General features: G+C 54.6%; 21 protein-coding genes. 8 read left to right on the top strand and 13 right to left on the bottom strand.

The window, feature by feature from the left end; genetic code table 11:
• Positions 1–135: 135 nt before the first annotated feature.
• The 12 genes from RGV33_RS03650 to RGV33_RS03705 form a co-directional block, all read right to left on the bottom strand.
• Complete coding sequence (locus RGV33_RS03650; RefSeq protein ID WP_238344544.1) at positions 136–1,527, bottom strand: His-Xaa-Ser system-associated MauG-like protein; 1,392 nt, start codon at positions 1,525–1,527, stop codon at positions 136–138.
• Complete coding sequence (locus RGV33_RS03655; RefSeq protein WP_138761918.1) at positions 1,502–1,897, bottom strand: TIGR03982 family His-Xaa-Ser system protein; 396 nt, start codon at positions 1,895–1,897, stop codon at positions 1,502–1,504. Before RGV33_RS03655 ends, RGV33_RS03650 begins: the two co-directional genes overlap by 26 nt.
• Positions 1,894–2,523, bottom strand: a complete 630-nt coding sequence (hxsA, locus tag RGV33_RS03660) for a His-Xaa-Ser repeat protein HxsA (RefSeq protein ID WP_322143153.1) — start codon at positions 2,521–2,523, stop codon at positions 1,894–1,896. Before hxsA ends, RGV33_RS03655 begins: the two co-directional genes overlap by 4 nt.
• Positions 2,516–3,697, bottom strand: coding sequence for a His-Xaa-Ser system radical SAM maturase HxsC (gene hxsC, locus RGV33_RS03665; RefSeq protein ID WP_138761920.1), 1,182 nt, complete (start codon positions 3,695–3,697; stop codon positions 2,516–2,518). The genes hxsA and hxsC overlap by 8 nt, the downstream gene beginning before the upstream one ends.
• Positions 3,690–5,135 carry a His-Xaa-Ser system radical SAM maturase HxsB gene (hxsB, locus tag RGV33_RS03670; RefSeq protein WP_138761921.1) on the bottom strand — a complete coding sequence of 482 codons (1,446 nt, stop codon included), beginning with the start codon at positions 5,133–5,135 and terminating at the stop codon, positions 3,690–3,692. The genes hxsC and hxsB overlap by 8 nt, the downstream gene beginning before the upstream one ends.
• Complete coding sequence (locus RGV33_RS03675) at positions 5,132–5,410, bottom strand: hypothetical protein (protein ID WP_138761922.1); 279 nt, start codon at positions 5,408–5,410, stop codon at positions 5,132–5,134. Before RGV33_RS03675 ends, hxsB begins: the two co-directional genes overlap by 4 nt.
• Positions 5,411–5,772: 362 nt before the next feature.
• On the bottom strand, positions 5,773–6,069 hold the full coding sequence (locus RGV33_RS03680; protein ID WP_138761923.1) for a hypothetical protein: 297 nt from the start codon (positions 6,067–6,069) through the stop codon (positions 5,773–5,775).
• Positions 6,066–7,046 carry an integrase domain-containing protein gene (locus tag RGV33_RS03685; RefSeq protein ID WP_138761924.1) on the bottom strand — a complete coding sequence of 327 codons (981 nt, stop codon included), beginning with the start codon at positions 7,044–7,046 and terminating at the stop codon, positions 6,066–6,068. Before RGV33_RS03685 ends, RGV33_RS03680 begins: the two co-directional genes overlap by 4 nt.
• Positions 7,024–7,383, bottom strand: coding sequence for a hypothetical protein (locus RGV33_RS03690; protein ID WP_138761925.1), 360 nt, complete (start codon positions 7,381–7,383; stop codon positions 7,024–7,026). Before RGV33_RS03690 ends, RGV33_RS03685 begins: the two co-directional genes overlap by 23 nt.
• Positions 7,367–8,767 (bottom strand): YfjI family protein, encoded by a 1,401-nt coding sequence (locus RGV33_RS03695; protein WP_138761926.1) that lies wholly within the window; start codon positions 8,765–8,767, stop codon positions 7,367–7,369. Before RGV33_RS03695 ends, RGV33_RS03690 begins: the two co-directional genes overlap by 17 nt.
• Before the next feature lie 1,398 nt (positions 8,768–10,165).
• Positions 10,166–10,687, bottom strand: coding sequence for a DMT family transporter (locus RGV33_RS03700; RefSeq protein WP_138761927.1), 522 nt, complete (start codon positions 10,685–10,687; stop codon positions 10,166–10,168).
• A 100-nt stretch (positions 10,688–10,787) separates the two neighbouring features.
• A complete protein-coding gene (locus RGV33_RS03705) occupies positions 10,788–11,861 on the bottom strand; it encodes an AbrB family transcriptional regulator (protein ID WP_138761928.1) in 1,074 nt (357 codons plus the stop codon).
• Between the two features lie 127 nt (positions 11,862–11,988).
• Here RGV33_RS03705 and RGV33_RS03710 point away from each other — a divergent pair, with 127 nt between their 5' ends.
• Positions 11,989–12,900 (top strand): LysR family transcriptional regulator, encoded by a 912-nt coding sequence (locus RGV33_RS03710; RefSeq protein ID WP_138761972.1) that lies wholly within the window; start codon positions 11,989–11,991, stop codon positions 12,898–12,900.
• Between the two features lie 189 nt (positions 12,901–13,089).
• On the opposite strand, the gene RGV33_RS03715 is transcribed toward RGV33_RS03710, so the two are convergent.
• Positions 13,090–13,677 carry a MarR family winged helix-turn-helix transcriptional regulator gene (locus RGV33_RS03715; RefSeq protein WP_138761929.1) on the bottom strand — a complete coding sequence of 196 codons (588 nt, stop codon included), beginning with the start codon at positions 13,675–13,677 and terminating at the stop codon, positions 13,090–13,092.
• 207 nt (positions 13,678–13,884) lie between these two features.
• Here RGV33_RS03715 and RGV33_RS03720 point away from each other — a divergent pair, with 207 nt between their 5' ends.
• From RGV33_RS03720 to nadC, 7 genes are all read left to right on the top strand, one after another.
• Positions 13,885–15,240: an MFS transporter gene (locus RGV33_RS03720; protein ID WP_138761930.1), complete on the top strand. Its 1,356-nt coding sequence runs from the start codon at positions 13,885–13,887 to the stop codon at positions 15,238–15,240.
• 110 nt (positions 15,241–15,350) lie between these two features.
• The gene (locus tag RGV33_RS03725) at positions 15,351–16,325 is read left to right on the top strand and encodes a PDR/VanB family oxidoreductase (protein WP_138761931.1); all 975 of its coding nucleotides are present in this window, start codon (positions 15,351–15,353) and stop codon (positions 16,323–16,325) included.
• Positions 16,326–16,371: 46 nt separating this feature from the next.
• The gene (locus RGV33_RS03730; RefSeq protein ID WP_138761932.1) at positions 16,372–17,691 is read left to right on the top strand and encodes a Rieske 2Fe-2S domain-containing protein; all 1,320 of its coding nucleotides are present in this window, start codon (positions 16,372–16,374) and stop codon (positions 17,689–17,691) included.
• Entirely contained in the window at positions 17,691–18,914 is a 1,224-nt protein-coding gene (locus RGV33_RS03735) for a Gfo/Idh/MocA family protein (RefSeq protein WP_138761933.1), read from the top strand. The genes RGV33_RS03730 and RGV33_RS03735 overlap by 1 nt, the downstream gene beginning before the upstream one ends.
• Entirely contained in the window at positions 18,911–19,906 is a 996-nt protein-coding gene (locus RGV33_RS03740) for an ABC transporter substrate-binding protein (protein WP_202877249.1), read from the top strand. Before RGV33_RS03735 ends, RGV33_RS03740 begins: the two co-directional genes overlap by 4 nt.
• 282 nt (positions 19,907–20,188) lie before the next feature.
• Positions 20,189–21,475, top strand: coding sequence for an OprD family porin (locus RGV33_RS03745; protein WP_238344545.1), 1,287 nt, complete (start codon positions 20,189–20,191; stop codon positions 21,473–21,475).
• Between the two features lie 94 nt (positions 21,476–21,569).
• Entirely contained in the window at positions 21,570–22,418 is an 849-nt protein-coding gene (gene nadC / locus RGV33_RS03750; RefSeq protein ID WP_138761934.1) for a carboxylating nicotinate-nucleotide diphosphorylase, read from the top strand.
• Positions 22,419–22,627: the final 209 nt, after the last annotated feature.

Raw genomic sequence — 22,627 nt, forward strand, 5'->3', positions numbered from 1 at the left:
TTTTTGCTGGGCTTCTAGCTTTATCGCCCGGATATTCTGCCCATTAAGCACAATCTTGCTTTTGACAGCATTGTTGATGTCGATCCCGTGAGGCCAATAGCGGTCATTCTATGTGTCCTCGAAAATAGGGGCGATTCATTCAACGATGAACTGATTCATCCCTGAGGGTACTGATTTAGGAAGGGCCTCATCACTCGACAAAATAGGATCTGATTGAAGCGCCTCTAGAAACGCGATCACAGCCCGTACGTCGCTTGGCGCCATTGGGTAGATCTCGGCAAGGATGGGGGATCGGTAGCTCAGCAGCCGACCCGCGATCTCCGCTTCGCGTGGTCGGCCTTTCTGCGCGGCGAACATTAGTGGAATTGGGTTGAAGTGGTGATTAATGGCTTCTTCTAGGGTTGTGAATAAACCGTTGTGCCCCCATGGACCAGTGCGTGTAACATTACGTAGTGGTGGAGTGCGGAATTGAAAGCGATCTATGGCCAACCCCGTCGCTTTTGCCCTCCCATAATCCAGATAGCCGCCGTGTTTGCCAACGTCGAGCTGCGGTACGGCAATTCCGTGATATTTAAAGTCCGAGAATTCATTACCTGAATGACAAACGACACAGCGCCCTTTTCCGAAGAAGATCATCGCTCCTTCTTTTTGCTGCTGGGACAAAGCTGACAGATCTCCTTTTACATAGTTATCCCAAGCTGCTGGTTTAAGCTGAAACGCTAAGGAAATGTAAGCTGCCAAGGCATTGCCAATATGAGTGATATCGAACTCACTTGTGACAGGATAAGCTGCCTGGAAAAGCTTCCTATATTCGGACTGCATGGGAGTCGAGGCGGAGGGAGTACCTAGTAAACGTTTGACCAAATTACTATAGACATTCAATGTCCGTTCTTTAAAGTTGTCAGGGTCAACTGTCTTATCGACCAGGTCCGCATGGTAGGTGGCTTGCTTCTCACCTCCGCGGCGTACAGATCGGCCCAACATTTCATCAGGTTCCACTTGGGGAAAGCTTGCCGCGACGGCAAGTAGATTTTCGAATCCTTTTGGCAGTTTATTTCCTAGCGGGGACTCAAAACTCCCATTTTCGCCAATCTGTACTCTTCCGTCCCAAAACAAAGCGGTGAAAGAACTTTCTCCACGATTGAAAAACGGGAGCACGTTTCTGGGGATGACAAATGCGTCTGGAGATTCAAGCCTTTGTTCTCCAACTCCGCTTGAGCCAATGCCCACGGCCATAGGTAAGCCGTCAACACTGCCTTTGCTACGGACGTGGCAAGTTGCGCAAGTCGTATTGTTCGGGCCACCCATGATAGGGTCGAAAAATAGCATTTGCCCTAACTTTTCCTTTGCACCCATGTATGTAGGCGTTATCGTCACGGGCTCAATCCGGTAGGCAGTGAGCACTTTTCTTAGAATTAGATCTTTATGGTCTGGTTCCGATGCCTGCAGATGACTAATCCAGGACAGGAAAATGAAGAATAAAAGTTTCCATTTCATCATATCAAAATCTATCCATGCGATGAGCATCGACCATTTGCTGTACCGTGATTTGTTCAACTTCAAGTACCTCAAGGCCTAACATTGAAAGTTGGTCCTCTGAGACCCCCTGAGTTAGTAGCCTTTTACGAAGTATGTCGTAGTCGTGACAGACCATCATGCCAACGTCTGCGCTTAATCTGAGGCGCTCGGTTTGTGGATCATTTCCGATCAAGCCGCGCAACGCAGCTTCCTCATGCATTGCCAAGTCGCAATTTAAAGCGAGTAGCTTGTACTCATCCCCGTGGCGATATTCAGCAATTAATGGTCGAGCATAATCATGGAATACAATGAAGCCCAGTCCAATCACGGATATCACGGGAGCCCAAAGCCGAATGCGCCGATACACCTTGCGCTTCATTTGGGAACAATCACGCCTAGGGCGTTAAGTGTTTGCGTACTCATCATGCCATCTGCGGGCAAGCTGTTACGAGACTGGAATAATTTCAGTGCCAAACGAGTTTGCTCGCCCATCACACCGTCAATGGTGCCGGGCTCATAACCTTTGATAATCAAACCCATCTGTACGCGCCGAATTAACTCCATAAGTTTTTTTTCCTTAGGATCAAAGTCTGAGCCTATGGGACTGACTGTCGAAGGTCTTCCGGCGTCTACGGCACTGCGGCTTCCGGTGGAACTACCAAGACTGTTTGAACCGCTCGTTCCAAAGTTGTTCGAGTAAGGTGTCTTTGGTGCTGAGTAGGCAGGGCTAGGGGTTGAATAGGCCTCCCTTGGGGCCGTGTAACTCCGGCTAGGAGCAGAGTATGAACCGCTTCCAGAACTGTGATATGAATGCGACGAATGCGATGAGTGGGATCGGTGGGCTGCGTATAGGTTATCGCCAGGCATATTAAGCGGACGTAAGCTGACCGGGTCGAGTCTGCTGGAGAAAGGGTTTTTCAACCCTTGCTCCAGGGCTTGCACATCGGTGTTGACCAAAGAGGTTCCTGCAACGAATGCGGACAGCGACGTGATGAATTTAGACATTGATAATCCCTTCAATTTTTTGGATTTTCATTGCGTGCTTGCCTTGCCGATGCCACGAGAAAAGGCCTGCACACTCTGCTTTCACTGTGCAAGTAGCGCAGTCTTCAGCAAAGGTACGTTTCCAGTCGGAGATACTTTTGTGTGCGTACGGCCACAGAGTTTGTGGCAGAGCGCAAAGTGGGGCATTCATCAAAATTGCAGGTACCTTCGCTCGCTTCAGTGTCCTGAAGCCGTGACTGAGTTCTGCGCTCCAGTCTCGAAGGTCAACGTCGGTTAGTTCAGGGTTTGCCAAAGCAAAGCCAATTGGTTCGCATGCCATTAATGCGACCTCGCGGACAAAAGGCAGATTACGACCAATGAATTCGCAAAGCCCTGCAAGGTTCTCCAATACAGGGCGAATCAGCACGATTCTTAACTGAATGGCTTGCCCAAATCGATGAAGATTCAATAGACCGGCCAATGTCTCCTCAAATGCCCCCGGACTTTGAACGACAAAGTCATGCAGAAAATCAGCATGCCCATAGAGAGGCACCATCCATGTCATGCGCTCACTCAACCCGTTTAACAAATGCTCAGCATCACTAGGATCAGCCAACAGCCTGCCGTTGCTCAACACGTCGTACCGAGTGTTGGGATGGTGATGAGCAAAGGTATCAAGCACCCGACGCAGGTGCTCACCTAGTAACAAAGGCTCTCCTCCGGAAAACCCCAATGTATGCGGAGAGCTCGCCATATGATTGGCGACTTGTACCGCCTCGTTCGCCAACCAGCTGTCGTCATGTTTTGTCGGGGGCTGCGAGCACATCAGGCAATAGCTATTGCAACGGTTGGTGAGGAAAACCGTGTGGTGCTGATCTGTATATCGAAATAGGACATGTGCGTGGTTCATGTGGTCGGCGACGGCTACTACGTCGCCATCTATCAGAGTGCCGCCGGTCTCAAGCACAGTCTCTGCCTGCCATTGACCTGCAGCATCACGATTAGGTATTAGCAAAATCAGGTTGGCTAGCCCCGCACTGCGCAGTTGCGCAATTTTGGTGACCGCCCGCGCATCTGCGGCCCGCACCAGAAACCTCAACTCGGGTCGCCACTGTGCACTCAAATTCTCGAGCGATACTACTCTGGCTACCGTTCGATATTCAACGCCCTGCGTTTGTACACGGACCTTACGCATCAGAACATCCAGCGGGGTGTGCCCAGCGATAGGCAATATCGAGAAAGTCATCGTCGGCTGATCGTAACTTATGAAAAAAGTATTCGAAGAGCCATTTATGTCGCTTGCAGTGTTCAGTCAGTAACGCAATAGTCCCCATTTCGCCAAACTCAGCTTGCGCCCCCACTGGGTCAGGACCGCAATAGCTGTTGAATGCGCAAGTTTCGCAGCCAGCTGCTTGAGTAGAAATACTTGTTTCTATCAGCTGTTTTATTACAGGTGAAGTCATTAGCTCTGCAAGGGAATCACCAATAGTACCTAAACGTAGAGAACAATCTCCCGTTTCGGCGAGCATCCGTGCCTCGTCGCTTGGATAGACATAGCCATCGTAGTTGTAGACTAGTACCGCGAGGCCAGACCCTGTCGGGCTTTGTAAATCGACATAACCGGCATCAAAGGGTGATAAAAGCTTGTTAAGAATTAATGCGGCAGTACCTTCACGCAATTCAGTACCTCTGGCGTTCCATTCCAAGACCCGCTGCAAAGCTTTTTGATAAAAATTTGTGAATTCTGGAAGTGTGTATCCCAAATGCTTAATGTTGCGTTTGGCAAATCCATATAGGCTTAACGGGCGTATGAAAATTTCGCTGAATCCGTTTTTGACGTACTCGTCCACAATGGCCTCAGGATGCGCTAGGGAGGCTTTAGTTGTGGTCATTAATGCTGCAACCGCATGTGGTCCCATAATCCGTCGTGCCAGTTCAATTCCTGCCAACGTCCGCGCATGGGAGTCACGCGTTGGTAATGGGCGGTTTTTATTGTGCAATGCAGCGGGGCCATCAAGGCTCGTGGAGAGGTAGACCTGGTTGTCTCTAAGGTACTCACACATTTCGGAGGTCAACTGATGGAGGGTTGATGTGACCACAAATCGTATACGGCGTTTATATCCAAGATTCATTGTTTGAATAAGGTCTATTGCCCGCTGAATAAGATCGAACCGGAGCAGCGGGTCACCACCTTGAAACTCAATTGTCAGAGCATTAGCTTGGCTCTGAAAAATAGTCGCGCAAGCTGCATCAATCTGAATTGGCGTCATTGAGTGACCCACATCTTCAAGGCGTCTGCTGACTTGGCAGTATTGACAAGAATGTTCGCATTGAAGAGTAGGCACAATGATATGCAAGGACTGACCCGCCAATACAGTTTCTTTGCGGGCGGCTATTCGCGATCGTAATAGCTCGACACTTCCGAAAGAACTTGCCCCTTTCAAAAAATATTTAGACTGTAGCTCCGCACGTTTTTTAAATTCTAATTTTTCAGGGCTCTCGATCAGCTCCACCAACTCTTGTTGCCTCAAAAAGGTATAATCACCTGCAGCGCTGACAGCTACAACGGAATTTTCGTCCATACGATGAAAACTGAATGGCAGCAGGTGGCCCACAGCGAAATTAGCGCTCATTCAGAGGTAGCCATAAAAATATCCAACCGCACCGGTGTATTTGGCGGGATCTTCTTCCGCATAACTTCGTCATGCAAAAGCCGCGTCGAAAGCTCGTTGAATGTAGAAATGCTTGATGCCTCTGAGCAGAGCGCCTGAAAGCCAGTATCCAAATGCCGTAATTTCCACCCTCTATGAATCAATTCGGTTTGGAGCGCAAGCGATAAAGGTTGGTTGATATCAACCCAAAACTTGGCTGGAAATGACTCAGGATAGATGAGATCGATATTGGTCACGAGCGACATTCCGTTGAATTGCTTTTATACGTTGGCTCCATGCCGAAGCTTTTTGCATGCTAACGTGATCGGCCCATAGGCAGGTGCCAGTGTTCAGTTTTCACTCTGAACTACAATCCTGCCCAAAGATAGCAATATGATGTCGCAACGTCCAAAAATGTGTCTTCGTTGACATGATTACCCAAAGCTACGGCGGCTGGTCTGTCGAAAATCAGGTGAGCTAGCCCCCAAATTTTGCAGGTACATGTGACTGACCGCCTTTAACCGTTCTTGCCATTTCAGCAAGGTTCTTCAATCAGGTTCATCACCAAGAGGGGGGTACGGAGATTGATGGAGGCCGACAAGTGAGCCTAGATGGGTGCCTACCTAAGTCTACTCGAGCGATCGTTCAGCATTTCTCGGTCATTCCCTAATCGCCTCCAGATCAACAGGGCCGTGAGTCGATAGTAATAATGTGTGGCGTCGGAATGGTCTTTCAGGTGCTGAGTGAGAAACCAGCGCACATGCTTGAGCTGCCAGGTCCAGGGATTATCGCGTTGCCATCGCTGTTGAATGGCCGCTTGCATGATTCGGGCTTGGCGTAGGTGTCGTTGCTGCGTGACCTTCGAACCGGTCAGGACGCCGCTGAGGAACAGTGCCATGTCGAACGGCCTGCTCACGCTCGACCTCCAATGTAGGCCGAAACCACATCGATCCGGTTATGCCCGAGCTCATGACTGATTTGTTGGCGCGCCTGTTGATCAAGGTCGCAGTCAATGCGATAGCAGTGACCACCATTGACCGGTGCGGCGTGGCCAGTGAGCTGCTCGTAACGTTCGCAGGCGTAGGCCGCTCGCAGTTCATGGAAACCCTTCAGCCCGTGTTCATGCAGCGTGTCGCGGGCGGGGAGTACGGTCTGTTGCAGGAACGCGGCGTAGCTTTCGTCGCGGGCCAGTAAGTTGCGGCTACGGGGCGGCGATGCCTGACAAGCCAACTGTAGCGCCGCCTTCACCGCTTCATTGGCCACGACCCAGCGCGGCGCGGAAGCGCCTGAGCGGCCACCTTTGGTGCCGTCCTGGATGTTGATGCGGCCGAAGTCTTCGGCTTCGCGGTGCAAGCGTGGCAGATCAGCCAGGATTGCTTCGCGCAGGCGCATACCGGTTGTTCGGGCCAACAGGACAATCGCGGCCACCCGCTCATGGTGCTGTTCGCCAAGTGCCTCGAGTACTCGCCGCACCTGTTGGTGGTCTTGGCCATCCGGTGCGCGGGTGCGTACGCTCGAGCGCTGCTGTTCTAACGCCTGGCTCGGACTGGCGATCCTGACGTCCTGATCACCGCGCAGCGCAGCGAGGGTGCGGTTGACGCTGCTCAGGCGGTTCTGCGCGGTGGCGATGCAGAGTTCACCTTGCTGGATCTGCTGGCGCAAATACGCGGCGTAGTCATGTAGCGTCTGTCGATCGATCTGACGTGCATCGTTGTAACCGGGACCGTCTTCTGACCGACACCAACGCACGAATGCTTGCCAGCGATCGCTATGCGCTTTGACGGTGGCGAAGTGGCCGCCGGCAAACAGATCCTTGAGCGCTTGTGGGCCGGCGTAGCTCAGCTGGCGGCCATAGCCAAAGTTGCGCCCCTCACGCCGACCGACCAGAGCCATCATCTTCACCGTTTTCGTTTGTTTGCAGAAAGAGCAGCAGGGCTTTCCAGTGGGGGCTGAGCCTGTCCACCTGCTGCCAATGCGTCGGGCGGACCAGGAGGGCGTTCTCCTGGTGTTGCAGCATTGCCCCTTCCTCACGCAACTGCTCGATCAGTCGGGCGGGGTGGGTAGGCTCCAGGGGTGGTGTGGCGACAGCGGCGACAGTGGCGACAACCCGCGTCGTTGCTGGCCTGGCGCGTGGCGACAGGGTGGCGACAGAAGCGGCGACACGCCGCAATTCTGGCTGTGGTTGATGTTGCGCTTGGTAGCGGCGCACCGCGTCATTGAGGCGAAACATGGCGGACCTCGAACGTTTTTCCATCGCGGCTGTTCAGCCAGCGATGCGTGATCAGCTCGACGAATAAAGAGGCGGTATGGTCAGCGCTCTTGCGGGCAAAACGAGGACCGTTGCGATTGACGTCGCGGATGGTGAAGTGGGTCCAGCCTTTCTGCGCCAGCCAGCGCAGCAGCCGATCCGCTTCCTCGCGTCGGCTATGGATCGGCTCTTGTTCGGTCAGGCGTTGAATCTCGGCCAGGTAGTAATCCATCAGAGTGGAGGCGCGCTGGATGTGTGCTTCGTCCAACGCACTGGTCTCTTCAACCATGGCCAGCACGCCCGCGATGCGCAGCACATTCGCCGCGGCCTTGCCCGCGACAGACTGGACGCCGGCCAGCTCACCGAACTCACCAGACTGGCACTCGATGGTGTCGTGAATATCAATCCAGGCCCGGCGGGCACGGGCAGTCAGCTCCAGGGTGGCGGGATTGAGTGATCCATCCTGGTGAAGTGACCAGGGCTGTTGCAGCAGGGCGGTCATCCGCTGTTGGTAGCGCTGGACCTTGGCATCTCGGGTTAGGTCGATTGCCTTGTAGAGTCGCTGGCCGGCCAGGCGCTCGGGCCAACTGATCAGGCAACGGCCCAGGATGCCTTGGCCATTGATCACCGAGTCTTTGAAAATCTGGTTGGCCAGGTAGGGCTGCAGCATCAGATGCAGGCTGAGGCGGCGATCATAGGCCCGCAGGCTTTCTCCGGCCATGGAGCGGGCCCGGTCGATCGGGCTGCCATCCCACAGCATCGACAAGGTGGTGATTGTCTTGAGCAGATTCTCTTTGCTCATGGTGCTGCTACCCAAGAATTGGCCACCTTCATCATTGAACAAACCCATGCTGGGCAAGCCATGGCACAGGCTTTTGACCAGGGCCTCAATGGTGGGCTCGGCAATGATCAGTCTCGGTGGTACCGGCTCGGATAGTTCGCTGCCTTCCGCCTCTGCGTGGTTCTTTGCGGTTTTGGGTTTGGCGATGATGCTGGTAGCGGCGCGATAGGCTTTGAGCTTTTCCGCATACAGGGTCCACTGCTGTCGCTCCCACTCGCGCGCGGCCTTCAGGGCCAGGTGATCCACCGCGCTTTTGCGATCCCCCGAGGACGCCACCGTGAGTAGGTAGAGAGACAATGGATAGGTTCGGCCGTCGAGGTGGACATTGGCATGACCCTGGCTCACCAAGGCAGCGCTGGCCAGCACCGATTGCGCCGCCATGGCGCAGGGTACGCCGATCACCTCGGCCAGTCGTTCGACCGCAGGGCCCAACAGATCCCCGAGTGCTTCGACCGGGTAGGGCAGTGGCGCCTGCTGGTATTCCAGCAATGGTTGTGGTGGCTCGAACGCTTCGCACAGTTGCATCGCACTTCTCCTGAGATTATCGACTTCGTCCTCACTCATCCCGCCACGGTTGTTGAGTGTTATCAGGGATCAAGGCCCCTGCGACCTGTGAGGCTTGTCCACTCACGCGGGACTGACGGCTCCTTACGGCCGGGAGCTTGGGCATCTCATGATCTGGCCTCCTGAACACCTCCGAAGAAGTGGGCGGGTGGAGGCTGTACTGGCTGACGAGACCGGTGCCGCGAGATCCTGAGTCAGGTGAAGGCAGTGATGCGATGACTGAGGCATGCCTGACTGTCAGTCAGGTGCAGTCCATTTCATGGGCTGCGACACCATCATCGGCATCGCTGTGGTGAGTGAACATTCGGTGTTTGTCACGCCGATTGTCACGAGGGGGAAAGCCGCAAAGGCCCGTGCGAGCAGGGCTGCAGCGGTATGATATGCGCCCGTCTCTTTAGGGGGCAAAGAGACGGGCAACAGGTCGGCGCAAGAAATGGCCAAGCGGATAAGTTGCTGCAGAGCAGCCAGGAGAAGGCCTGAGTTGCCGCAGTGGGCAAAGTTGAGAAGTAGGCATCCATCACATCGCTGTGACCGTGCGAGCCGCCGGACGCTAATCGCACTTGGGGTGAACCACACGATGTGGCGTAGCCTTAAAGGTTCTGACTACCTGGGTGCTGTCGAGGACAGCGCTTGTACGGTTCTGGTTTAGCGTTCGTTCCGCTCGCGGTCAACCGTATTTTGGGGGCGGCTGTTGCGCCAATCGGTAGCGCAGGAAGACCTTGGAGGCCGGTGGCTTTCCATGGTCGGGTAGTCGTTCGTCGGTTTTTAATGTGAGCCTGCGTAATTGCATGGACTTGACCAGCACACGCCGTAGTGACGACCGGCAGAGAGCGGCCGATTCTGTTGAAAAAGTCGGTTTGCCCAAAATGCTCGAATACTGATGGGTAAAAACACCTCTTTTGCGTGCTGCTACGTGAAATCCGAGTCGTGAACCTTCTGCCCAAAGCACAGATTTCAATCTCAGGCGCGAACTTTTCTGCTGTGGAAACCGAAGCCGACTTTTTCAACAGAATCGGCCAAAAACAGTTATTCAGATCTATGTGTCTTGCACAGGCAAAATTGGCTTTGTGCTTTACGCGAGTAGAACCTGGCCCCTGGAGGGCCGTACAGAACGGCCGCATTGGTGCTGGAAAAGGCGCTGATCGACACACAGAGCAAGGTGATCAACAGCCGCAGATACGAAACTACGGCAAGCAATCAGGGGGCGTCTACCGACGCCTGAGTTTTGATCTCCATGCTCACCTCCCGATCAGTTTGCTAGCCGACGAGGTTGTCGCTTATGTACGCTTTCGAAAGCGCCGCCGACGTGCAGCCAAGGAGGATGAAGCACCACTAGCCATAGATCGGGATGTAGCTGCCTTACTGCGGGATGGACCGCTGTACGATGGTCTCCTTGGGCTGGGAGGCGGCATTCGCGCTCAAGCCTTGAACAAGGAAGACGCCCCCGAGAATCATGGCCGCGCCTATCAGCTTCAAGAATGTGATGGGTTTCGAGGTAAGCCCCATCAAGCCGAAATGGTCGATCAAAAGTCCAATGAAGATCTGTCCGACGACGACCAGAATGATAAAGCCGCTGGCGCCCAGCTTTGGCGTTACAACGACCGCGCTGCCGACATAGATCGCCCCCAGGATACCCCCGATCCATACCCACCAGGCGCCTCGCAAGGCGCGGCCGATATCCGGAGCCTGCACCTTGAGGATGAGCAGCGCAGCGATCACCACGATTGCGCTGATGACAAGGGAAATGAGGGCTGCCCAGAGTGGATGCCCCAAGGCTCGTCCAACTGCCGCGTTGGTGGTTGCTTGAAACGGCAGGACAGCACCGGCGACGAACGCCATGACCATGGGTAGAACGGTGAGAAAGAGCGATTTGCTCAACATTATCTGTGTCTCTTCAGGTTCAGGTTTTGAATGGCTGGTTGCAGGAACAAATTGAGTGTGAGCGTTGTAGGCTCCAGGGATGCCGCTCCTTCAGGATTGCTTATGAAGGCCCCGCCAACCGAATGACGAACCGCGCCAAAAACGCCCCCGTAATGATTACTGCGAATAACCGCAAGGTCTGCATCGCCAGCACCAACCCGACATCGGAATGTGTCTCCATTGCCATAATCGCCATGGTATCCAGCCCGCCTGGGCTGGTGGCTAGGTAAACTGAGAGAAAGTCTTTGTCGAGCAGCGCCGCCAGCAACCAGGCCGACAATGCACAGAGCGTGATCATCAGTACTGCCCCCAGTATCATCGTCGGCAAACGTCGCCAGACGTAGTCGATGGTGGGGCGGTCAAAGCGCAGGCCAACGTAGCAACCGATCGCGCCATAAGCAGTTGCGAGCAGCCAGTTTGGCAGGGTGATGTGCAACAAGCCGCTCACTTGCAAGGCGCCACCCAACAGTAACGGCACCAGCAGTGTACCGGCCGGTAGCCGATTACCCAGTGCAATCCCGGCCACAAGGGTGGCGAATGTGAGCCCCAGGTTCAGCAGGTTGAAGCTTTGCAATGCGGCGCTCGCGACATGCACTTCGCTCCCCCCGGTAGATGCCCCCAGCCAGCGGCTAACCAGTGCACCGATCATCACCACGCACACCACCCGCACATATTGCATGGTTGCGACCACCCGTGAATCGGCGCCGAATTCATCGGACATCGAAACCATCGCCGAGGCGGCCCCCGGTGCCGAGCCCCACGCGGCGGTGCTGGCAGGGATACCGCCGACCCTCGTCAGCACAAGCCCGACCAGCGCACTGAAGCTGACCGTCAGCAGGGTTGCAAACAGTATCAACGGCCAGGACTGGACCAGCGAGACCAGCACCGCCAGGGTCATCGAATGAGCTGCAAGCATTCCTACGCAGCCCTGGCCCAGCGCGAAGGCATAGCGATGCAAGCGAATGCTCGCACCGCAAACACCGAACACAATGGCCACCAGCATTGGCCCCAGAAACTGCCCGGCGGGCACCTCCAGAAACTTCAACCACTGACCGCTGGCACCGGCCAGCAGTGATAGCGCTATCCATTGGACCGGAGCGGAGCAAGGATGTAGAAGCCGTGGTGAAGTGGACAAGTCTTTCGCTCCAATGCTGGTCGCCCCGATTGCACTGGCATACAGCCAACGCGAGACAATTATTGATAGCTTATTCGATCAAGTATATTTTCTAATATTGATGAATTAATAACTTTGGTTGATGGATGTGGACCTGCGCGACCTCGCCTATTTTGAAACCATCGCCGAGTTGGGCCACCTGGGCCAGGCGGCGCAAAAGCTCAACCGCAGCCAACCGGCGCTGACCAAAAGCATTCAGCGGCTTGAGGAGTCGCTCGGTACGCGACTGTTCGAGCGTGACGGCCGACGCATCAAACTCACCCCGGTTGGGGAGCTACTGAAGGTGCGCGGCAAGCAGCTGCAACAGAACATCGCTGACACCCGACGTGAGGTGCGCGATTTTGCCAGCGGTGTGATGGGTAACATTCGCTTGGGCTGCAGCGCTTCCATGGCGGACCACCTGCTGCCACACCTGACCGCGACATTGCTTTCCCATGCGCCGGAAATCACCCTGAACCTGGTGATCGGTCAGGACGACTTCCTGCATGAGTCCCTTTGTTCCGGGCGGTTGGACATGGTGATCTGCTCGAAGTATGAAACGGGTCCGTTACTGGAGTCTCATGCTTTGTTCGACGCTGAAGCGGTGGTGGTCGCCAGCCATAATCATCCGCTGTTCAATGCCCGATTTCAGTTGCGTGACTTGTGTCAGTACCGCTGGGCGCTGCCGGCGACCACCGTTTCAGCCCGTCGCTGGATCGATAATGCGTTCCAGGAGCGGGACCTGCCCTTGCCCCGGGTGCAGATCGAGACCACCTCGATTTCTCTGTTGCCACGCCTGATCGGTGAAACTAACCTGCTGTGCTTTCTGCCCCGGGAAACACTTGAAGACGTCGAGGGCAGGACGAACCTTCGCGAGGTCATGCTCAAGGAAACCACGATGATACGCACCATCGTCGTGTTCACACGCAGGAACGCCTACCTGTCGCCGGCGGCGCAGATGCTGCTGGGTATTCTCAAAGTTGAAGGCGCACAGTTTTTCGATGGGAGGCAGGTTGTGTAGAGGCGGCCCCGGTTGCTGCACTCGGCATGGGGTGAGGTACAGCCCGCCTGACGTTGTTCACTGGTGTACGAAAAGCGTAACGCCAGGAGGCGAGGCAATCTGAATATGCGCCAGGGCTGAGCCTGAAAAAACAATTCAATTCCGACGGATTGGAACACCGAGGCCGTTTCAACGGTTTGCGACACCGCACTAATCCGGACAAACAGTCTCGCCGCGCTCATTGATCATGCGTCCAACCTCCCGCGTTGACGGTACCCGATGTGAGGGATTGATGGAGTTCGCTTCTGCGTTTGCAAGATTCTCTATCACTGTCAATAGAACGTGCCGTGCTGTTTCGACGTCTTGCTCCTCGAGCCCGGCCACACTCACCTCGTTGACTTCCAGCGCCAGAGGAATCAACACATCCTTCAGGCGCCGCCCTTCATCGGTGAGGAAGACGTGAACATTTTTCTTGTTATCCGGCATCTGCTGGCGGACGACGTAGCCCAGTTTTTCCATCGCCTTCACCGCAGCGAAAGTCGTAGGCTCCATCAGTCCAGCCTGAGTGCTGAGTTGTTTCTGGGTCAATCCGTCTGTCTCCCAGAGGATCCGCAAGAACGCCCAATGACCAAAGGATACGTCGTGTTCGGTCAACCGCATCTGCAGTGCTCTGACCAGAGCGCGAGTTGCATCCTTGACCAGGTGGGCCAGACGGTCATCAGGTACAACATCGTGCCAATGCCTGAGTATTTCCTGGGTTTCAGGTTGTTTGTGGCCTAAAGGCTTTCGTGCAGTCATATCAAGGTCCGATCTCATCACCTGCGTAAGCGATACTAAGCATAACGCGTTGCCTCAACACATGCGCCAGATCAAAAAATACTTAGAGATCGTTCTTTTTTGATTGCGAGGGAAGAAAATTCGCCATATTCTCTTAGAGACCTAATAAAAAAGCACACCAAGCCCCCATCGCTTTGGTTGTGCTACACAAAGTCCGAGGCGTGCACAATGACAACAACAGCAGTTACAGATGCCGTGCCCCATCTTCTCCAGCGCAGCCATGAGCGCATCGAGAAGGTCTATAGAAAAGTCACGCTACGTTTGATGACCTTCATCTTCGTGGCCTGGGTTCTCAATTATCTGGATCGCGTGAACATCAGCTTCGCGCAGGTTTACCTGAAGCACGATTTGGGCATGAGCGATGCGGCCTACGGACTCGGCGTAAGCTTGTTTTTCATCGGCTACATCGCATTGGAAATACCCAGCACGCTTTACCTGCAAAAGATTGGTGCCCGGTTGACGATCACCCGGATCATGGTGCTGTGGGGCTTGATCTCAGCGTCCATGGCGTTCATGACAACGCCCACTCAGTTCTACATTGCCCGCGCCCTGTTGGGCGCTGCCGAAGCTGGCTTCTGGCCTGGAATCATTCTTTATCTGACTTATTGGTATCCAGGTGCCAGGCGTGCTCGCATCACCTCGCGCTTCTTGCTGGCCATCGCCGCGGCGGGAATCATCGGCGGCCCCCTGTCCGGTTGGATACTCACGCATTTCGTCGACGTTATGGGAATGAAAAACTGGCAGTGGATGTTCATCCTGGAAGGTCTTCCTGCTGCTGTAATGGGTGTGATGGCCTACTTCTATCTGGTCGACAAACCCGAGCAGGCAAAGTGGCTCGACGACGAGGAAAAATCCATTATTCTCGACGCGCTGGCCGCTGACCGCGCAGGCAAGAAACCCGTTACCGATAAGCGTCATGCTGTGCTGGCTGCTCTGAAGGATCCGCGCGTATACGTCCTTGCTGCCGGTTGGGCCACCGTGCCGCTATGTGGCACGATCCTCAATTACTGGACGCCTACCATCATCCGGAACACCGGTATCCAGGATGTGCTGCAAGTCGGATTGCTTTCCACCGTGCCATACATCGTGGGGGCGATCGCCATGATTCTCATTGCGCGCAGTTCCGACATTCGTCTGGAGCGTCGCAAGCACTTCTTTTTCAGTATCGCCTTCGGTGCCTTGGGCGCCTGCCTGCTGCCTCACGTTGTGGACTCGGCCATTATTTCAATTACTTGCCTGGCCATGATTGCGGTGTCGTACTTTGGTGCCGCAGCGATCATCTGGTCGATTCCTCCCGCCTATCTTAATGATGAGTCCGCCGCAGGGGGGATTTCGGCGATCAGTTCTCTTGGTCAGATCGGAGCGTTCTGTGCGCCCATCGGACTGGGCTGGATCAACACAGTCACCGGCAGCCTCGCAATCGGACTGACGACAATCGGGGTACTGGTCCTGGCGGGTGGTCTGGCGGTTCTGATTGCGGTGCCAGCTAACGCCTTGAGCGAAAAGCCACTTACCGACGAATAGGATCGAGCAGTCTGATTGGCCGAATCACGCCTAAAAAACGTTAGATATCTACGCAACTCTCCGTTCGCGGGCGTGTTCAGCCCGCGACCGGATGTCATGAGGAAACAGCGATGAGTAGTTCCGAACAGCTCGATGATGGGTTCACAGGCCTCACGGTGACCGCCAAAACCGAAATTGCCCAAGGCATTTTCCGCTTCGAATTGGCCCACCCGCAGGGAATGCTTCTACCCGCGTTTACGGCCGGAGCGCACCTCAGGGTAAAGGTGCCCAACGGAAGCATCCGCAATTACTCATTGAGCAACGACCCGCAAGAGCGTGAGCGTTATGTCATTGCGGTCAAGCGTGACACCAACGGACGAGGCGGTTCGATGAGCATGGCCGATGATATCGAGGTAGGCGACTTACTACCGGTGGCAACACCGCAAAATGAGTTCGAACTGACCGGGAATGCCCGACAGTTCATCTTCGTCGCCGGAGGCATCGGTATTACCCCGGTCCTGTCGATGATGCGTCACCTGAAGGCCAGCACCGACATCCCCTTCAAACTTTACTACTGCACCCGTAATCCGGAACTCACCGCCTTCAGGGATGAGCTGCTGGGCGCCGAATTTGTTAACTCGGTAGTCATTCACCACGACTTCGGCAATCGGGCAGACGCCTACGATTTCTGGCCTGTTTTCGACAAACCGAGCAGCGGTGCGCATGTGTACTGCTGTGGCCCCCGGCCATTGATGGACAGCGTGCTGGACATGACGGGGCACTGGCCACCCGGCTCCATACATTTTGAAAGCTTCGGCGTCGACCAGAGTCGCTTCGCCGAAAACCGGCCTTTTTCGGTGACCCTTGGCCGGAGTGGAGTCGACCTCGAAATTCCCGCCGACCGCTCGATTCTGGAGGTTCTGCGTGACAACGGTATCCGGGCGCCAAGTTCTTGTGAGAGCGGCACCTGCGGCTCTTGCCGTACCCGTCTGATCGAAGGTGACGTCGAGCATCGCGACATGGTGCTGCGTGAGGACGAACAGCACGATCAGATCATGATTTGCGTTTCCCGAGCCAGAAATGACGCGCTGGTACTCGACCTCTAGGCGAGACCTTTTTTACAAACGATTAGTTGAACGCTGGAGATATTACATGTTGACCCCAGAAGAGAACCTGCTGCTCTGCCGCGTCGAAGGCGACGCACCGATGGGCCAGATGATGCGCCGTCACTGGACGCCAGTGTGCTTGATCGAAGAAGTCAGCGAGCCCGACGGCACGCCTGTCAGGGCCCGTCTGTTCGGCGAGGACCTGGTCGTGTTTCGCGACACCGATGGTCGCGTGGGAGTCATGGACGAGTACTGCCCGCATCGCCGCGTGTCGCTGATCTACGGCCGCAATGAAAACTCGGGCTTACGCTGCCTGTATCACGGCTGGAAAATGGACGTGGACGGTAATGTGGTGGAAATGGTTTCCGAGCCTGCCGCCAGCAACATGTGCCAGAAGGTCAAGCACACGGCCTACAAAACCCGCGAATGGAGCGGTTTCGTCTGGGCCTACATGGGGCCACAGGACGCAATTCCCGAGTTTGTACCCCCGGCCTGGGCACCTCATGAGCATGTTCGAGTGAGCATCGCCAAGGCAATCATTCCCTGCAACTGGGCGCAGATCCTGGAAGGCGCCATCGACTCGGCACACAGCTCAAGCCTGCACTCATCCGACTTCGTTCCAGCCCGGGTCGGGGGGGCAGAAGCCACCTCGAAAAACTGGCTAAGACCGTCCACGGACAAAGCGCCGCGCATGCAAGTCGAGCGTACCAGCTATGGCTTCCGCTATGCCGCTCTGCGCCGTCCTATCCAGAATGCCGCCACCAGCGAGTACGTACGCTCTACTGTGTTCGTAGCCCCGGCCACCGCACTGATCCCACCGAATAACTTGTACAACGTTGCGAATATCAACGTACCCATCGACGACACCCACACAGCCTTCTATTTCATGGCCTGGGGAAATCCCGATAACACTCCGGAAACAGAGACCTGGCGAAAGTTTCTCGGCCAGCAAGTCGGCATCGATCTGGACGACAGCTACCGACCGCTACGCAACGACGGGAACCGTTTTTTCCAGGACCGTGAAGCCATGAAAAACGGCAACTTTACGGGCATCAAGGGTTTCCCCAATCAGGATATTGCCATGTGGGTGACCATGGGGCCCATCGCCGATCGCTCCGATGAGCGCTTGGGCGCCAGTGACTTAGCAGTGGTGGAGTTCCGCCGGGTCATGCTGGATGCCTTGGCAGCATTTCAGGCGGGTGAATCCGCTATTGGTACAGGTGAGAAAGCGATCCCTTCCAGAATCTGCTCATTCCAAGCGATCGTGTCCAAGGATATCGACTGGCGTGATTATCAAGCTCGTTACGTATGGGCCCTGGATGATGCCAACATAGTCGCAGAGCCTGATTACGAGGTTCATACGTGATGGCCAGCCATGCTGAATCCACGGCTCGGCTACGTCTGGGGGTGGTCGGTCTGGGCCGGGCATTCACCCTCATGCTGCCTACCTTCCTGGCCGATCGCCGCGTCCAGTTGGTGGGCGCCTGTGATCCTCGTGAACAAGCTCGCAGGCAATTCGAACGGGATTTCGATGCGCCTGCATACGAGACCATCGAAGACCTGGCGGCCGACAGCAATCTCGATGCCTTATACATTGCCAGCCCGCATCAGTTTCACGCCGAACACACCCGTATAGCGGCGGCTAACCGCAAGCACGTGCTGGTCGAAAAACCCATGGCGTTGTCGTTGGACGAGTGTGACCGGATGATCGCCGATTGCGCCGATGCTGGCGTGAAACTGATCGTTGGGCATTGCCACAGCTTCGATACCCCGTACCTGCGTACCCGGGAGCTGATCGGTAGTGGCGAATTCGGCGCGGTCAAGATGATTCAAGCGCTGAACTACACCGACTACCTGCAGCGTCCTCGCCGCCCGGAAGAGCTCTCGACCGCTGAAGGCGGCGGAGCAGTATTCAGCCAGGCCGCACATCAAGTGGACGTGGTCCGTTTGCTGGCTGGCAGTCGCGCTACCCGTGTCCGTGCGGCAGTGGGTAACTGGGATCCTGCGCGGCCTACTGAAGGCGCCTACACAGCCACTCTATGGTTCGGGAATGGGGCGTTCGCCTCCATTACCTACAACGGCTACGGATACTTCGACTCCGACGAGTGGATGGACTGGGTTGGGGAAATGGGCAAGCCCAAAAATCCCGAAACTTACGGCGGCGCACGTCGGTTATTGCAGCAGGTGCAAACGGCGGATGAGGAGGCGCGGCTCAAAGCTGAAGGCACTTATGGCGGCACACGCTACGTCAGCCCCTCTACTGCCGACGACGCGACGGCCTTCCAGCATTTCGGCCCGATTATCGTGTCGTGCGAAGGTGGCGACCTTAGGCCAATGGCTGATGCCGTCATGATTTACCGGCCGCACAGTCGTGATCGAATGATGCTTGAGCGGCCAACGGTGCCGCGTTCCGAAGTCATAGACGAACTGTATCTGGCGCAGTTCTACGGGGTCACTCCGTTGCATGACGGCGCGTGGGCTCGTGACACTTTGGAGATCTGTCTCGCCATGTTGCGATCCAGCGAAGAACAACGCGACATCACACTGGGTGTGAATGTTGAAGATACTCAATCCTGCGAGACCCCATGATGAACAAGTTGAACTTATCTATTGCTGTTGGAAACTACGATCGTATCCGACCATTGGTGGACGGCGAAGTACAGATCGATGGGGTCGACCCAATCTTTATGCTGCAAGATCCCGAAGAGATCTTCTTTCGCGCATTTCGCCATGCTGACTACGACATCTGCGAGTTATCGTTGAGCAGCTACAGCGTTAAAACCGCAGCTGGCACCAGTCCCTATATTGCTGTCCCTATCTTCCCATCCCGTGCGTTTCGCCACACTTCGATCTACATCCGCAATGATCGCGGAATTGAGTCCGCAGCGGACCTCAAGGGCAAACGTATCGGTGTGCCGGAGTACCAGTTGACGGCGAACGTATGGGTTCGACTGTTCCTGGAAGAAGACCATGGTTTGAAAGCGTCTGACGTCACCTGGGTCCGTGGTGGGTACGAAGAGACCGGGCGTCTGGAGAAAATTGTTCTGAAGCTACCGGCGGATGTAATCGTCGAGAACGCACCGGAGACTGAAACGCTTTCTGGCATGCTCGCCTCTGGTGAACTGGATGCCGTGATCGGTCCACGTGCACCTTCCTGTTTCACCCAGGGCCATCCTAAGGTCAGCTATCTTTATCGTGATCCTCAGGGAGCAGCTTCGGACTGGTACCGCCGCACTCAGCTATTCCCGATCATGCACGTGCTGGGAATCCGACGCACGTTGGCCGAGCAGCACCCATGGTTGCCCGGGGCCGTTGCCAAAGCATTCGAGAAGTCCAAGTCCGTAGCGCTGCACAAATTGAGCGACACCTCCGCTACCAAGGTAACGTTGCCGTTTATCGAGGATCAGTTAAGAGCGGCCCGCCAGCTGCTCGGTGAAGACTTCTGGTCCTATGGTTTCGAAGCTAACCGCCACGTACTCAGTCGCTTCCTGGAACGCCACCACGCCGAAGGCCTGTCGTCGCGCTTGCTTCAGCCTGAGGAGCTGTTCCATCCAGCGTCGTTGGAGAGTTTCAAGATTTAATGGAAGTCCTGGCGAAGGTTTAACCCTCGAACAAAAGTTAGAGGGCATTTAGTGTGCCGAGCATGGTGATGAAGTTTGTGGCCCCTATCGTTCGTTTAGATGGCGGTCACAACTTTTTTTGCACGTTGAGTATGTTGGCGATCGCCATATCCGAAAGCGCACGCATATATAAGGCCGGGTGAAAACATACGCGTATGCGGAATGTCCAAGAGGGCTGACTAGCTGCAAAGGTAAATAGGCTTGGCGAACACCTGTGAATAATAAAAATAAGGAAGGGTGACAATGAATAAAAAAACATGTAAGACGCTGATGCCTGGTCTGCTTATCGCATTGCCCTTCGCCCCATCTTTTGCGGCGGCGGATCTCTTGAAAGATAGCAAAGGGAATCTTGAACTAAAAAATTTCTACTTCAATCGCGACTTCAGAGACTCGACGGCCACTGATTCCAAGCGAGAGGAGTGGGCTCAGGGCTTCATCCTTAATCTCCAGTCTGGCTTTACCGACGGACCTGTTGGTTTTGGATTGGACGCGCTTGGCATGTTGGGCCTGAAACTTGATTCCAGCCCTGATCGATCAGGTACAGGACTTCTATCTCGTGACAGTGATCGACGGGCCTACGATGAATACTCGAAGCTTGAGTTGACGGCGAAGGCTAAATTCGCTCAGAGTGAATTAAGGCTTGGCGGGTTGAATTCAGTTCTTCCCTTGCTGGCTTCAAACAATACACGACTTTTGCCACAAGTATTTAACGGCGTGCAACTGTCATCAAAGGATATCAAATCGCTGACTGCGACTCTCGGCCAGGTCGACTCCGTCAAGCAGCGTGACTCAACCGACTCTGAAGATCTGTCTGCCAGTTCTCAACTAGGCGGCTACTCCTCTGCCATCACCAGTGACCACTACACCTATGCGGGATTTGACTATCAACTTCTTCCTTCCCTCAATGTGGCGTATCAGTACAGCTATCTGGAGAATTTGTTCCGGCGAGACTACGTCGGTTTAAAGTTCAATATGCCCTTGTCCAAAGGTCGTATGTTTGCTGAAGCCCGATACTTTGAAGGTCAAGAAAGTGGCAAAAAACTACTGGGAAAAGTGGATAACCGGACGATCAGTAGCAATGCGGGCTATTCGGCCATGGGACACACCTTAAGTGCGGGTTATCAAGCGGCATCCGGCGCGACTGCATACCCGTATGTAAACGGTACGGACACCTATCTGTTTGGTGAAATGCTGGTGAGCAACTTCGCTCTTGCAAATGAAGACGTCTGGTATGCCGGATATTCGTATGACTTTGCCGCCCTCGGTTTGCCTGGCCTTACATGGAGTCTGCGTTATGCGAAAGGAGAAAACGTCGATCCCGCGAATATTAAAACGGTGAAGGCAAAGGCGCTCAGGGCGGAAGGCTCCGACGGTGAGGAATGGGAAAGAATTTCTGATATCACTTACGTAGTACAAAGTGGTGCATTTAAAAATGTTTCATTCCGATGGAGGAATGCAATCAATCGCTCCACCTATTCAGATGGGGCCGATGAGAACCGACTCATAATTGGATATGTCTATAACTTTTGATTGAAAGCCATGCTCAGGTGCAATGCTCGTCTGGATTTTACGCTTGGGCATGGCTAGCTGATATTTCGTTATTTACTGATTCAGGTGTGCTGAAATGCAAAATATAGAACTGACGGGCTTGGGTTCCGAGATCGATGAAAACGTACGCAGGGCGTTATTGGAGGATATCGGAAGTGGTGACATCTCCGCGCAGCTTGTACCGTCTGCTCGTTTGGCCAGTGCAAAAGTCATTACTAGAAAACCTTGCATCATCAGTGGCGTGTCGTGGGTGGAGGCCGTCTTTCGCCAACTGGATCCGCTTGTCATCTTGAAATGGAACGTTAAGGATGGAGAGCACGCGGAACCCAATCAAACCGTGTTACATTTAGAGGGGCCTGCCCGCTCTTTATTGACCGGTGAGCGAACCGCGCTGAACTACTTACAATTTCTCTCGGGCGTCGCGACACAATGCCGGCGGCTAGCTGATAAAGTTGCGCATACTCACGTAAAGTTGCTCGACACTCGAAAGACTATCCCTGGCCTTAGACTCGCACAAAAATACGCAGTCACTTGCGGTGGTTGCCATAATCATCGTATTGGTCTCTACGACGCCTTCCTCATCAAAGAAAATCATATTGCAGCTTGCGGCGGAATTCTCGAAGCTATCAATGCTGCACACCGCATTGCACCAGGTAGACCGGTAGAGGTCGAAGTTGAAAACCTAGGCGAACTGCAAGAAGCACTGAGAGGTGGAGCGGATTCAATTATGTTCGACGAACTGAGTATGGATGACATGCGTGAAGGCGTTCGACTCAACAACGGACAGGCCCGACTTGAGGCCAGCGGCGGAATCAATGAAAGTACATTGGTAGCTATCGCAGATACTGGGGTTGACTACATATCAATTGGTGCGCTAACTAAAAATATAAAAGCCATAGACTTATCTATGCGCTTGAACCTTTAAATATCAGGCAATACTCTGCCGAGCCCTGCCTCCGTTAAATAGCCAGAAATAGCATTATTTGTGCTGAGTGGTAAGTGTATCACCGGTTCAGGCAGCGCTCATTCAATGCAGCCAACTCTAGAACAGATCCAAAGCGCTGGATGCATCAGCGACACGGTAACCCATGGCCCTATAACCAGCATAAACGCTTATGCATCACTCATTGCCTG

It is taken from the genome of Pseudomonas sp. Bout1 (genome assembly GCF_034314165.1).
Taxonomy (GTDB): Bacteria; Pseudomonadota; Gammaproteobacteria; order Pseudomonadales; family Pseudomonadaceae; genus Aquipseudomonas.

What these genes read in the sequence shown, in the direction of transcription:
- RGV33_RS03720 (WP_138761930.1), top strand. Translation starts at nt 13,885, where the DNA reads ATGACAACAACAGCAGTTACAGATGCCGTGCCCCATCTTCTCCAGCGC.
- RGV33_RS03745 (WP_238344545.1), top strand. Translation starts at nt 20,189, where the DNA reads ATGAATAAAAAAACATGTAAGACGCTGATGCCTGGTCTGCTTATCGCA.
- RGV33_RS03730 (WP_138761932.1), top strand. Translation starts at nt 16,372, where the DNA reads ATGTTGACCCCAGAAGAGAACCTGCTGCTCTGCCGCGTCGAAGGCGAC.
- RGV33_RS03655 (WP_138761918.1), bottom strand. Translation starts at nt 1,897, where the DNA reads ATGAAGCGCAAGGTGTATCGGCGCATTCGGCTTTGGGCTCCCGTGATA.
- RGV33_RS03740 (WP_202877249.1), top strand. Translation starts at nt 18,911, where the DNA reads ATGATGAACAAGTTGAACTTATCTATTGCTGTTGGAAACTACGATCGT.
- RGV33_RS03715 (WP_138761929.1), bottom strand. Translation starts at nt 13,677, where the DNA reads ATGACTGCACGAAAGCCTTTAGGCCACAAACAACCTGAAACCCAGGAA.
- RGV33_RS03685 (WP_138761924.1), bottom strand. Translation starts at nt 7,046, where the DNA reads ATGGCTCTGGTCGGTCGGCGTGAGGGGCGCAACTTTGGCTATGGCCGC.
- nadC (WP_138761934.1), top strand. Translation starts at nt 21,570, where the DNA reads ATGCAAAATATAGAACTGACGGGCTTGGGTTCCGAGATCGATGAAAAC.
- RGV33_RS03650 (WP_238344544.1), bottom strand. Translation starts at nt 1,527, where the DNA reads ATGCTCATCGCATGGATAGATTTTGATATGATGAAATGGAAACTTTTA.
- RGV33_RS03690 (WP_138761925.1), bottom strand. Translation starts at nt 7,383, where the DNA reads ATGTTTCGCCTCAATGACGCGGTGCGCCGCTACCAAGCGCAACATCAA.
- hxsC (WP_138761920.1), bottom strand. Translation starts at nt 3,697, where the DNA reads ATGCGTAAGGTCCGTGTACAAACGCAGGGCGTTGAATATCGAACGGTA.
- hxsB (WP_138761921.1), bottom strand. Translation starts at nt 5,135, where the DNA reads ATGAGCGCTAATTTCGCTGTGGGCCACCTGCTGCCATTCAGTTTTCAT.
- RGV33_RS03735 (WP_138761933.1), top strand. Translation starts at nt 17,691, where the DNA reads ATGGCCAGCCATGCTGAATCCACGGCTCGGCTACGTCTGGGGGTGGTC.
- hxsA (WP_322143153.1), bottom strand. Translation starts at nt 2,523, where the DNA reads ATGTCTAAATTCATCACGTCGCTGTCCGCATTCGTTGCAGGAACCTCT.
- RGV33_RS03725 (WP_138761931.1), top strand. Translation starts at nt 15,351, where the DNA reads ATGAGTAGTTCCGAACAGCTCGATGATGGGTTCACAGGCCTCACGGTG.
- RGV33_RS03700 (WP_138761927.1), bottom strand. Translation starts at nt 10,687, where the DNA reads ATGTTGAGCAAATCGCTCTTTCTCACCGTTCTACCCATGGTCATGGCG.
- RGV33_RS03695 (WP_138761926.1), bottom strand. Translation starts at nt 8,767, where the DNA reads ATGCAACTGTGCGAAGCGTTCGAGCCACCACAACCATTGCTGGAATAC.